Below are 12394 nucleotides of genomic sequence, written 5' to 3' on the forward strand. Positions count from 1 at the left end.
CAGCTATTATGAGGCAGCGGCCTACGCCGCCTGGGTGGGCATGCGTTTGCCCACTGAGTGGGAATGGGAAGCCTCATCCGGAAAGTTCAATTGGGGGGAAAGATGGGAATGGACCGGAAGCGCTTATCTTCCCTATCCTGGTTTTAAACGGGCGGAAGGGGCCATTGGAGAATATAACGGGAAATTCATGGTTAGCCAGATGGTACTGAGAGGGGCTTCGGCGGCAACTCCCGGCGGTCATAGCCGGGATACCTACCGGAATTTTTTTCATCCTCCCTTACGCTGGCAGTATACTGGCATAAGGCTTGCCGTGTAATTCATTCATTTAATCAGGCAGATCGGATAGTTGTGTCTTTCAAATTACCACCAATAAAAGAACTTCTATGTTTTGGACTTCAGGAACGGAAAAGATAAGCGACCGGAAATTGTCCGGTTTTTACAAGGACGTGACCAGCGGGCTGAAAGCGGTAAATAAATACCTTCAGTCCAAATATTTTTATGATGAAGCAGGAGACAAACTCTTCCAGCAGATCATGGAATGCCCGGAGTATTATCCCACCCGCTGCGAAATGGAAATACTGCAGCAGCAGTCAGGGAATTGGGTAAAGTCATTTTTTGAATACAGCGATTGTTTTGATCTGGTAGAGTTGGGAGCCGGCGATGCGACCAAATCCACCTATCTGCTGAAGGAATTATTAAGGGCAAAGGCTAAATTCACCTATTACCCTATCGATATTTCATCCAATGTGATCCATTCTCTGGAAACAAAACTTCCCCGCCAAATGCCTGGTCTCCACATGCTGGGTCTGAACGGGGAATACCTGGATAAGATGGAAGAGATGAATGAGCTTTCCACCCGTATGAAGATCGTGCTGTTCATGGGCGCCAATATCGGCAACATGACCATACAACAGGCTACTGTTTTTTGCAGCCGTTTGTATGAACTTATGAGGCCGGGAGATCTATTAATGATCGGATTCGACCTGAAAAAAAATCCCAGGGTTATTCTCGATGCCTATAATGACAGGCAGGGGATCACCAGGGATTTTAACCTGAATTTGCTGAAAAGGATCAATCGGGAACTGAATGCGGATTTTGATCTTTCACAATTCGATCATTATCCAACCTATGATCCACGGACCGGAACCTGTAAAAGTTATCTGGTTAGCCTGGCCGACCAGGAGGTACAGATCGGTGATAACGATCGGGTACACCTGGAAGAAAATGAAACTATATTTATGGAGATCTCTCAAAAATATACCCTCCGGGAGACAAACTATCTGGCCGCCCAATCTGGTTTTAAACCTATTCAGGCATTTTACGATTCCCGGAAATGGTTTGCCGATATTTTATGGCAACGTCTTCCTTAAAATCTTCATGCCCGGAAAATCTTTATGTCCGACTCCTGCATATCCTTATTTTTGCCCCTCATTTAAAATTTCGGCAATCATATGGAAAGGGTTAAAAAAAGCGGGAAGATTGGATTGGGCATAGCATTGACAGGCGTACTGATCTATGGAGTTATTTCGGGTTGCGGTAAAGGAGGGTCTGGTTATACGCCTTGCACCGACGTAGCAGTTACTGCGGATTCCTCTGCCCTGCTCAACTTTGCCAGGGCAAAAGGAATTATACCGGTAAAAGATACTACAGGTCTGTATTACGAGATCATCAGCCAGGGTACGGGTCCCGTTCCGGACTACAATTCATTCCTTTATGTGAACTATATAGGTACAAAACTGGACGGTATTATATTCGATTCTACGACCAATTACGCCAAAACCGGATTCAGGCTGAGTGGGTTGATTCCTGGTTGGCAGATCGGTCTTACCAAGATCCAGGAAGGAGGTCATATAAAATTATTGATACCTTCCACTTATGCATATGGTTGTCAGGGATCGGGTTCTGTCATACCTCCAAATTCCCCTTTGTTTTTCGATATTACCCTGGTTAAGGTTCAATAATATTTTGGTTTAGGGTATATTTGTTCTATGCAGAATCTTAATCTAAATAAAGATAAGGAAGGGCTGAGTGCTGCGGATAAGGAATTTGAAAATAATATCCGTCCATCGGTCATCGGAGATTTCTCCGGACAGCCACAGTTGGTGGAGAACCTGAAGATCTTTATTAAGGCTGCTAAAATGCGCGGGGAAGCGCTGGATCATATTCTTTTCCATGGGCCTCCCGGATTGGGTAAAACCACCCTTTCAAGGATCGTGGCCAATGAAATGGGCGTAAAAATCCGGGAAACATCAGGACCCGTTATTGAAAAACCAGGTGATCTGGCTGGTTTGCTGACCAACCTGGAACCTAACGATGTCCTGTTCATCGATGAGATACACCGTCTGAGTAATGTAGTGGAAGAATATCTGTATGCGGCCATGGAAGATTACCGGATCGATATTATGATCGATAGCGGGCCCAATGCAAGAAGCATACAGATCAATATCAATCCCTTTACGCTTGTCGGCGCTACTACGCGCAGCGGTTTGCTGACTGCTCCCTTATTGTCCCGCTTTGGTATCAAATCCCGGCTGGAATATTATAATTCGGAGACCCTTCGGCAAATTATTCTCCGCTCGTCCGGCATTCTAAATACCAAGATAACGTCTGACGCCTCGGGTGAGATTTCCCGTCGCAGCCGGGGTACGCCGCGTATCGCCAACAGCCTCTTACGCAGGGTCCGGGATTTTGCCCAGGTGCTGAGCAATGGAGTGATCGATCTGGGTATCACCCAGCATGCGCTGAAGGCCCTGAATGTGGACGAACATGGTTTGGATGAAATGGATAACCGGATACTGTCTACCATCATCGATAAATTCAAGGGGGGGCCTGTTGGGATTTCCACGATCGCTACCGCCGTCGGGGAAGAAACGGGAACCCTGGAAGAAGTGTATGAACCTTTCCTTATCCAGGAAGGTTTCCTGATGCGTACTCCAAGGGGCCGTGAAGCAACGGAAAAAGCCTATAAGCATTTGGGGAAGATCCATTATCCCCATAAGAACGAGTTGTTTCCCCCAGCCCCCTAAAGGGGGAGTTTTGTAGCACCCTACTCTAATTGTCCTATTGCCCTAAATGTTTTCCAATAATTTTATTCCCCCTTTAGGGGGTTAGGGGGTTACCGGTGCAACTAATCTGAATCCGTTACCGTGGATATTCACGATCTCGATAGTTGTATCGTCCTTCAGGTATTTGCGCAATTTGGCAATGTAAACATCCATGCTGCGGCCGTTGAAGTAAGTGTCGCTGCCCCAGATCTTTTTCAGCGCCTGTTCACGCGGCAAAAGATCATTCATATGTTCGGCCAGCATTTTCAATAATTCATTTTCCTTGGGAGAAAGGGTCTGCATCAGGCCCTTATGGCTGAGTTCCCGCAATTTCGGGTTAAAATGATAGGAGCCAAGATCGAATTCTTTATTCTCCGACTCTTTGTTAAGATCATCATTTCGTTTCAGAATAGCCTTGATCTTCAATAACAGGACTTCACTATCGAAGGGTTTGGTGATATAATCATCCGCCCCAAGTTTGTAACCCTGGATAATATCTTCTTTCATCGTTTTGGCGCTGATGAAGAATAAAGGAATATCAGGATCCACGTCCCTTATTTCTTCGGCAAGCGTGAAACCATCCATATGCGGCATCATAATGTCCAACAGGCAAAGATCGAATTTCTCCCGTTGAAAGGCTGCCAGTCCGAGCCGTCCGTCACGTTCCAATGTCACATCGAAATCACTCAGTTCCAAATAATTTTTAAGGACCATTCCCAGGTTCTGGTCGTCCTCACATAATAGTATTTTGGGTTTCTTACCTTCCATGTTAAACTGATTTTAGTACAAATAAAGTTAAACCATTTCCTGCTAGGGCCACCTCCCGTGTAATGTTTTGTTAATTAATTGGCAGATAACCATAGCAGTCCGTGAAAAAATCTGCAAAAAAAATCGGGTCTGACCCTAAGCAAAGGGCTTATTATCAGTCATCAGGAAAAGTAGTAAATTTGGAGAACACATGCATATAACCTCCAATAATAAGTTCAAGAAACTGATCGTGATCGGGGACCGGGTATTGATCCGGCTTTCCCGGCCTAACGAAAAAACGGAATCGGGCCTTTTCCTGCCTCCCGGCGTTCAGGAAAAAGAAAAAGTTCAACAGGGCTATGTTATCAAAACCGGCCCCGGCTATGCCATTCCGGTGCTGGTAGATGATGAGCCCTGGAAGAACCAGGACGATCAGGTAAAATATGTCCCGCTGCAGGCAAAAGAAGGGGATCTGGCTATATTCCTCCTCAGCAGCGCCACGGAAGTGCTGTATGAAGGGGAAAAGTATTTTATCGTTCCCCAAGGCGCTATTCTGATGCTCGAACGGGAAGAGGATCTTTAAAAAAGTCTGGCCGGCAGCTTGCCGCTTGACCCCTGGGGCTTATCTTTGTCCGCTTAAGAATTAAGAATGGACGCAAATTTTAATCCAGATAAGCAGCACACATTAGGTTCGGTGGTGAGCATTTCCGGTACAGGCTTACATACGGGCATTAAGGTAGACATGACCTTAAAGCCGGCCAATCCCGGATTTGGATATCAATTCCAACGTATCGACCTTCCAGGTCAGCCGGTTATCAAGGCCGATTGTGACCTGGTTACCGATACTTCCCGGGGAACGACCCTGGAAGATAACGGAGCCAAGGTGAGTACGGTCGAGCATATTTTAGCAGCCCTTGTTGGAATGGGAGTGGATAACTGCCTGCTGGAAATCAACGGTCCCGAAATTCCGATCATCGACGGCAGTTCTCAGCCTTTTGTGGAGATTATCGAAGAAGCCGGGGTATTGGAACAGGATGCGGCCAAGGCCTGGTACAGTATCGATTCGAATATCCAGCATTACGATGAACAGAAACGGGTGGAAATGGTGGCAATGCCCTCCATGGAATATAAGGTCACTACCCTTATCGACTTTAACAGCCCGGTGTTGGGAACCCAGCATGCCGGTCTGAAATCGATGAGCGATTTTAAAGTGGAGATCTCCCCCTGCCGTACCTTCTGTTTCCTCCATGAACTGGAAATGCTGCTGGAACACAATCTGGTAAAGGGCGGCGATATCAATAACGCCATCGTAGTCGTCGACAAACCCGTTACACCGGATGAAATGGAGCGTCTGGCCAAGGCCTTCAAACGGGATAAGATTGAGATCAAAAGCAATGGATACCTGAATAATCTGGAACTCCGCTTTCCCAATGAACCCGCCCGTCACAAATTGCTGGACGTAATTGGTGATCTGGCCCTGATCGGTTATCCTATCAAGGGTCATATTATTGCCAATCGTCCCGGTCATTCCACCAATGTTGATTTTGCAAAAAAGATCAAACAGTACATCAAGAAGAACAAACATTTGAAGAATACGCCTGTTTATGATCCCAATCAACCTCCTATCTTTAATTCCCAGCAGATAGAAAAGACCCTGCCTCACCGCTATCCTTTTTTATTGGTAGATAAGATCATCGAGATCACAGACAAACATATTATTGGAATAAAGAATGTCACTTTCAACGAGCCCTTCTTTGTGGGTCATTTCCCGGGGAACCCGGTAATGCCGGGCGTTTTACAAATCGAAGCCCTTGCCCAGACAGGCGGCATCCTCTGTATCAACGCCATGCCGGAAGGCAGCTACGATACCCTGTTCCTGAAAATCGACAATTGTAAATTCAGACACCAGGTCATCCCCGGGGATACCATGGTCCTGAAAATGGAATTATTGGGTCCTATCCGCAGGGGCATCTGTGAAATGAGGGGTACCGTATATGTGGGAAATAAGGTGGCTACCGAAGCAGATCTGATGGCTCAATTGATAAAGAAGAGTTAAGAAATGATAATGGGTAGTTACGGACTTACCAGCGGCACGCCAAGTGAAGTTAATTTGGGATAATTGTACCAAATAAGTTTATTTTTGTGAGATGCTGGGGGTTCGCTCAGCATTTTTTATGAAAAAAACAGCAATCCATACGGAAGATTCAATAATGATTCAAGAAACTGAAAATCAATCAACTGAGCGAAGAATGATTCATCCCTATACCTCCATTCATCCTAATGCACGGCTTGGAGCCAATGTAAAAGTGGATCCATTCACGATGATTCATCAAAATGTGGAAATTGGAGAAGGAACCTGGATTGGCAGTAACGTAACGATCATGGAGGGAGCCCGTATCGGGAAAAATTGCCGGATCTACCCGGGCGCTGTGGTATCCGCCGATCCGCAGGATCTTAAATTCGACGGTGAAGAGACGACAGTGGAAATTGGAGATAATACGACCATTCGTGAATTCGTCACCATTCACAGGGGAACCCGGGACCGCTGGACCACCAAGGTGGGAAAGAATTGTATGATCCTGGCCTATAGCCATATTGCGCATGATTGTATCATTGGAGATAATTGTATCCTCAGTAATAACTCACAGGTGGCAGGACATGTAGTGATCGGGGATTGGGTGATTCTTGGCGGTATGTGTGCCATTCACCAGTTTGTCAGGGTCGGCTCCCATGTTTTTATTGGCGGCGGCTCTCTGGTAGGTAAGGACATTCCCCCTTATATCAAAGCGGCCCGTTTGCCCTTGAGTTACTCAGGCGTCAATTCTGTAGGGCTCAAACGCAGGGGCTTTACGATTGACAAGATCAATCATATCCTTGATATTTATAGAGTTATCTACAATAAAGGGATGAACACCAGCCAGGCCCTGGAATTCCTGGAAGAAGAATTTCCGGCCAGCGATGAAAGGGATGAGATCGTCACTTTTATCCGCGAAAGTCCCCGGGGCATTATAAAACGCTACAGCAAAAGCAGCTTTGATGAGGATTACGCTGATTGATGCCGGCAAACGCTTCAATCGCGACTGGATCTTTCGTCACCTCAGTTACGAATTTATAGAAGGACAAACTTATGCGATTACAGGCCCAAACGGGTCCGGTAAATCTACTTTATTACAAGCCCTTGGGGGAGCCATCGCCATCAGCGAAGGGAAAATTCAATTTCCGGTGGAGGAGGATAAATTTTACCGGTATATATCCCTTGCGGCACCTTATCTCGAATTAATAGAAGAGATGACCGTGCTGGAGTTCCTTCAATTCCACCAATCCTTCAAACCTTTTCTTTCCGGTCTTTCCATAAAAGATATAACAGCCAGGGTCGGCCTTGAAAAAGCCTCCCATAAACAGATCCGTTTTTATTCTTCGGGTATGAAACAAAGGGTCAAACTGGCCCAGGCTATCTTTTCGGATACGCCTGTTATCCTGCTCGACGAACCCTGTACCAACCTGGATACGGACGGGATTGCCCTTTACCGGTCCTTAATTAAAGAGTTTGCTGTCGGCCGGATGGTGATCGTCAGTTCCAATGACCTGCAGGAATATGATTTCTGCCAGGAAGTTCTCAATATCCTGGAATACAAGTAAAAGTTTCCGAAAGAATTTATAGTTTGAGGCTAAAATCTTATCCGATGATAAGCAGCAAATTTAGTTTTTGGAAAATGTATTTTCCCTGTTTAATCCTGGCAGGATTCCTTTCCGTGGGACTATATTTAGTGGTCCACCCTAATATGCAACTCAGGGATAGAGGGGGTGGCTACACCAGGGCTGTTTATCCGGGTCTGTTTTTTTCCGGGTTGATCTGTCTTTTAATTCTCCTGCTGCTAAAAAGAATTAAGGTACTCCGTATTCAACCAGATCTGTTATTGATTAAAAGCCTTTTTTCTACCACATTTCTGCAAAAAGAAGAAATAAGTTCGATAAACCTGGCAGCCAGGGAAAGGATCTATGGTAATGGGGGTATGGAGGAAGCCATTTCCATTGAGTTAGCTGATGGAAGAAAAATCGTTCTGGATGAAAGTGTTTATAGAAATGCCCCTGAATTGAAACGTCGTTTGCGGGATTGGTATGGTTCCATAGCGAAAGAATTACCTGATCAGGCCATGAAAAGAGAGACAGCCATGACTATTCCTGAGTCCGGCGAATCCGTTTTACTGCCCCGGCTGAACCCTGTATCCACAGAGATTTCTGAAATGGAGACCTTCTCAGGTAATTATCTATCCAGCGGTAACATGATCATGTTTTGCGCGTTGACTACCTTTATCTTTATTTTAATGAAAATGACCTTTGCGGGCAAAAATGGCTTTTTTGTAGCCGCATGGGTAACCATGGGCGTATTCGTTTTCCTTCTTTATATATCCTATGGATTTCAGCTTTTTTACTTCCAGGTTTCCAGCGAATTTCTATGGGTAAGGAATCATTTTTTTCCCTGGTTGAAAAGGCAATATCCGATTAATGAAATCAACAGAGTAGTCTTTGAAATCCCTTCCAAACGATCCAATGGCCTTCGGGTTGTCACCAATGATTTTGAATCCCGTTTGTATTGTGCCGGAAGCCTTCGGAAAGTAGATTGGCAAGGCCTGCGCGAAAAACTGGAAGAATTGAAAATTACATTCGTAAAGGATTGATTCTTCGTAAAAGATTGATACTTTAGCGCTGGCTGGCGATCAGCAAATTCAAGTCCGTATACTTCAGATCGAAACGCTGGCTAAGATGGAAATTGGTCAGAGCTCCTTTAAAAAGATAGATACCGCCCCGCAAATGGATCTTATGCCATACCAGGTTCTCGAATCCGCCTTCTTCGCCGGCTTCCAGTAATAAGGGCATCAGAACATTGCTGATAGCATGAGAGGCTGTACGGGCAAAGCCGGATGGGATATTCGGCACGCAATAATGGATCACTCCGTATTTCATGAAAATGGGATGTTCATGGGTCGTAATCTCGGAGGTCTCGAAACAACCTCCGCGATCAATGCTGACATCGATGATCACACTTCCGGGACGCATATTGCTTACCATTTCATCGGAAACCACTATCGGCGTTCGGCCGGTCTGGGAGGATAGGGCGCCAACGGCCACTTCACAGGTCTTCAATTGTTTGGCAAGGATCCTGGGTTCGATCACAGAGGTCCACATGCGCTGGCCGATATTGACCTGAAGCCGCTTTAACCGGTATACGCTGTTGTCGAAGACCTTTACGGAAGCCCCGAGTGCCAGGGCCGCTCTCGCAGCGAACTCCCCTACGATACCGGCTCCCAGGATAATTACTTTGGTAGGAGGAATACCGGAAATACCACCCAATAAGACTCCTTTTCCATGATTGGCCGAACTCAGGTATTGACCCGCCACCAGCATAACGGCACTTCCGGCGATCTCGCTCATACTGCGAACGATCGGGTAGGTTCCGCTATCGTCCTTCAGGTTCTCGAACGATATACCCGTTATTCGTTTGTCCATCATTTTCTGGAGCAATTCCGCCTTCATGGCTGAGAGATGGATGGGGGAAATAATGATCTGGTTCAATTGGAGGAAAGGCAGATCCTCTTCGATAACCGGAGCGCTTTTTACCAGAATGGGGGCTTTATATACATCCGCCTTGTCGTAAACAATCTTTGCCCCTGCTTCGCTGTAATCCCTGTCCCTGTAATGGGAGGCTTCCCCGGCATTATGTTCAATGACAACGGCATGTCCGTTACTAACCAGCACGCCTACTGCATCCGGGGTCAGGGCAATCCGGTTTTCCTGGAAGGCGGTTTCTTTGGGAATCCCGATATACAATTGTTCGCCCTTGGGTTTGATATCAAGGGTTTCTTCCAAGGTTTCGTAGCTGAAAGAGGTACTGATAACTGGTTTTTGCTGAGACATGTATCTGTCAAATTACAATTTAAAATTGATTACCGTCCTTAATCTTCCGGGTGGATGGGTCCAGCATTTCCAGCCAGATTTCCACGGTTTCCGGTGGAAAAATACCCGGAGCCCGGTCCGGCCATTCCACCAGGCAGATCTCACCGCTGTATAAGACATCTTCCACACCAGCCCCGAGGGCTTCCTCCTCGTCTTTTAACCGGTAAAGGTCCATATGGAAAATCTTTCCCCCCGGATACTTGTATTCATTAATGATCGAAAAAGTAGGACTTCCTACTGTGTCACTAACTCCTTTCTCATCGCATAAAGCATGAATAAAGGTCGTTTTACCGGCTCCCATTCCCCCATGGAAGGCAAAAACAGTCCGTCCCGGAAACGCCTGCCAGAATTTTTCAGCGGCCAGCCTGATATCCTGCAGATGAAAACGAATTTCCATGCCGCAAAGATAACTTTCTGCCCCGTTAAGTGTATATTTTTACAGGATTTACCCTAAGATTTGGATTATATAAGATTATGGAAACAATTAATTGGAAAATAGAAGGAATGACCTGTTCGACCTGTGCGCTTACCATTGGTAAATACCTGGAGAGACAAGGTATGTCCCAGGTAAAGGTGAGCCTGGCGAGCGGAGACCTAAGTTTCGAAAATGCCGGGAAGGCCGATCCTCAAAAACTCCGCAAAGGAATCGAGGATCTGGGATATTCCGTAGTTGCCGAAGGAGGCGCAGGTAGCCAAAAGGAGGAGAAGAAAATGAACAGGCACCTGCGGAACCTTCTGATCTGTCTTCCTTTTACACTGATGCTGCTTCTGCACATGGCGGGGGATCATCTGCCGGTTCACTGGCTGATGTTGCCCTGGGTGCAATTTGTACTTTGTCTGCCTGTCTTTATCGTGGGCATGAATTTTTTTGGACGTAGTGCGGTCATGAGCCTGCTGAATGGTCTTCCCAACATGAATGTTTTGATTGCGGTAGGGGCGGCGGCGGCTTTTTTATACAGTCTGGCAGGCACCCTTTGGGAGCTTGGCCCTGCTTATCTTTTTTATGAAACGGCTGCCTCCATCATTACCCTTGTTTTTTTTGGCTATTACCTGGAAGATGTTTCGGTTCAATCCACGCAAAAAGCCCTGAAGGGTCTGGCCAGATCCCAAAAGGCTATGGCCAATATGATCGCTTTTGACGGAGATCACCAGGAACAGATCTTCCCCGTGGAAAGCACAGAATTGAGGAGCGGGGACCTGATCCTCATCCGGTCGGGTGAACAGGTTCCGGCGGATGGCAAGATCCTTTGGGGAGAGGCCAGTGTAAACGAAGCCATTATAACCGGCGAAAGCCTGCCCCTGCATAAAAAGCCAAAAGACAGCCTGATCGGCGGCAGTATCCTCCTTTCCGGAACGGTAAAGGTCCAGGTGACGGCAGCAGGCGAAGAGGCTGTGCTGGCCGGGATCATCAGACTGGTCAAACAAGCCCAGGGCGAAAAACCTCCCATGCAACAACTGGCAGATAAGATTAGCGCCATTTTTGTTCCCCTGGTATTGGGCATCGCCCTGATCACCTTCGTTATCAATTTTGTCCTGTTAAAGGAAGCGGGGCCTTCCCTGATGAGAGCGGTTGCCGTACTGGTTATCGCCTGCCCTTGCGCCATGGGGTTGGCCACTCCTGCGGCCATTGCCGTTGGGCTGGGCCGGGCTGCCAGGCAGGGCATCCTTTTCCGGCATGCCAGGGGCCTGGAATCTTTTGCGTCTATCCGCCAGGTAGTATTCGATAAAACGGGGACCCTGACGACCGGGGAGTTTAGTTTAAAGGATTGGGGGTTGACTGGAAATACTCCAACTGACGAAATAATAACGGAAGATGAGTTCAAACGTATCGCCTTCTCCCTGGAGAAATATTCCACGCACCCGATCGCCAGGTGTATAGCCCGCGATTGGAAAACAAAGGGTGAATTGCGCTGGGCGAAAATTGAAGAGATAAAAGGGCTGGGCATGCGCGGCGAAACAAAGAATGGAGACATTTACCTGGCAGGATCTTATAAGATCGGCTCTGCCCTGGTTGGCTCTGCCGGTGAAAATGACACGCATAACGTATATATTTTCCGGAACGAACGGTTGTTAGGATGGATCGATGTGGCCGATACGGTCCGGCCGGAGGCAGCTGAAGTCGTTCAGGCACTCCATGCCCGGGGTATTCGCACGGTTTTGCTCAGCGGGGACAGGCTGGCCCCCTGTCGGCAACTGGCGGGAGAATTGGGCATCGAAGAAGTGCTGGCAGAACAAACCCCCGAACAAAAAATGGAAAAGGTTGCCCGTCTTACCGCTCAAACCCCTACGGCCATGGTCGGCGATGGGATCAATGATGCGCCTGCCCTTGCCAAGGCTACGATTGGCATTTCGATGAGTGATGCCTCCCAGCTGGCGATGCAGACCGCGGATCTTGTTCTGATGAACCATGGTCTGAAACAACTTCCTGCTGCCTTGAGCCTGGGCAAATATACTTTTCTAACCATCCGTCAGAATTTGTTCTGGGCTTTTTTTTATAATAGTATTGCCATACCGGTAGCGGCTCTTGGGCTGCTTAAACCTGCCTTTGCGGCATTGGCGATGGGACTTAGCGATGTAGTGCTGGTTTTTAATTCTGTCCGGCTCTTTGTAAAAAAACTGCCTTAGTTTGCAGCCGATGAAATTTTTGA

Annotated in this window: 13 protein-coding genes; 10 read left to right on the forward strand and 3 right to left on the reverse strand. The window is 47.1% G+C overall.

Annotation, left to right across the window (positions count from 1 at the left end; all coding sequences use genetic code 11):
- From ACX0G9_RS29485 to ruvB, 4 genes are all read left to right on the forward strand, one after another.
- Positions 1 to 316: SUMF1/EgtB/PvdO family nonheme iron enzyme (locus tag ACX0G9_RS29485; protein WP_459068582.1), on the forward strand; the 316-nt coding region annotated here is incomplete at its 5' end.
- A 67-nt stretch (positions 317 to 383) separates the two neighbouring features.
- A complete protein-coding gene (locus ACX0G9_RS29490) occupies positions 384 to 1370 on the forward strand; it encodes an L-histidine N(alpha)-methyltransferase (protein ID WP_459068583.1) in 987 nt (328 codons plus the stop codon).
- Positions 1371 to 1451: 81 nt separating this feature from the next.
- On the forward strand, positions 1452 to 1961 hold the full coding sequence (locus ACX0G9_RS29495; RefSeq protein WP_459068584.1) for an FKBP-type peptidyl-prolyl cis-trans isomerase: 510 nt from the start codon (positions 1452 to 1454) through the stop codon (positions 1959 to 1961).
- Positions 1962 to 1988: 27 nt separating this feature from the next.
- A complete protein-coding gene (gene ruvB, locus ACX0G9_RS29500) occupies positions 1989 to 3026 on the forward strand; it encodes a Holliday junction branch migration DNA helicase RuvB (RefSeq protein ID WP_459068585.1) in 1038 nt (345 codons plus the stop codon).
- Positions 3027 to 3107: 81 nt separating this feature from the next.
- Here the strand turns inward: ruvB and ACX0G9_RS29505 are convergent, their stop codons facing one another.
- Positions 3108 to 3812, reverse strand: a complete 705-nt coding sequence (locus ACX0G9_RS29505) for a response regulator transcription factor (protein ID WP_459068586.1) — start codon at positions 3810 to 3812, stop codon at positions 3108 to 3110.
- A gap of 190 nt (positions 3813 to 4002) precedes the next feature.
- On the opposite strand from ACX0G9_RS29505, the gene ACX0G9_RS29510 reads away from it, so the two are divergent.
- From ACX0G9_RS29510 to ACX0G9_RS29530, 5 genes are all read left to right on the forward strand, one after another.
- Entirely contained in the window at positions 4003 to 4374 is a 372-nt protein-coding gene (locus ACX0G9_RS29510) for a co-chaperone GroES (protein WP_459068587.1), read from the forward strand.
- Positions 4375 to 4440: 66 nt separating this feature from the next.
- Positions 4441 to 5847 carry a bifunctional UDP-3-O-[3-hydroxymyristoyl] N-acetylglucosamine deacetylase/3-hydroxyacyl-ACP dehydratase gene (locus ACX0G9_RS29515; protein WP_459068588.1) on the forward strand — a complete coding sequence of 469 codons (1407 nt, stop codon included), beginning with the start codon at positions 4441 to 4443 and terminating at the stop codon, positions 5845 to 5847.
- A 193-nt stretch (positions 5848 to 6040) separates the two neighbouring features.
- Positions 6041 to 6847, forward strand: a complete 807-nt coding sequence (lpxA, locus tag ACX0G9_RS29520; RefSeq protein WP_459068589.1) for an acyl-ACP--UDP-N-acetylglucosamine O-acyltransferase — start codon at positions 6041 to 6043, stop codon at positions 6845 to 6847.
- Positions 6828 to 7430, forward strand: a complete 603-nt coding sequence (locus ACX0G9_RS29525) for an ABC transporter ATP-binding protein (protein WP_459068590.1) — start codon at positions 6828 to 6830, stop codon at positions 7428 to 7430. The genes lpxA and ACX0G9_RS29525 overlap by 20 nt, the downstream gene beginning before the upstream one ends.
- A gap of 44 nt (positions 7431 to 7474) precedes the next feature.
- Positions 7475 to 8470, forward strand: coding sequence for a hypothetical protein (locus tag ACX0G9_RS29530; RefSeq protein ID WP_459068591.1), 996 nt, complete (start codon positions 7475 to 7477; stop codon positions 8468 to 8470).
- A gap of 22 nt (positions 8471 to 8492) precedes the next feature.
- Here the strand turns inward: ACX0G9_RS29530 and ACX0G9_RS29535 are convergent, their stop codons facing one another.
- Entirely contained in the window at positions 8493 to 9707 is a 1215-nt protein-coding gene (locus tag ACX0G9_RS29535; RefSeq protein ID WP_459068592.1) for an alanine dehydrogenase, read from the reverse strand.
- 19 nt (positions 9708 to 9726) lie between these two features.
- Positions 9727 to 10143 carry a tRNA (adenosine(37)-N6)-threonylcarbamoyltransferase complex ATPase subunit type 1 TsaE gene (gene tsaE, locus ACX0G9_RS29540; protein WP_459068593.1) on the reverse strand — a complete coding sequence of 139 codons (417 nt, stop codon included), beginning with the start codon at positions 10141 to 10143 and terminating at the stop codon, positions 9727 to 9729.
- Positions 10144 to 10220: 77 nt separating this feature from the next.
- On the opposite strand from tsaE, the gene ACX0G9_RS29545 reads away from it, so the two are divergent.
- Positions 10221 to 12371, forward strand: coding sequence for a heavy metal translocating P-type ATPase (locus tag ACX0G9_RS29545; RefSeq protein WP_459068594.1), 2151 nt, complete (start codon positions 10221 to 10223; stop codon positions 12369 to 12371).
- Positions 12372 to 12394: the final 23 nt, after the last annotated feature.

It is taken from the genome of Flavitalea flava, assembly GCF_054461575.1.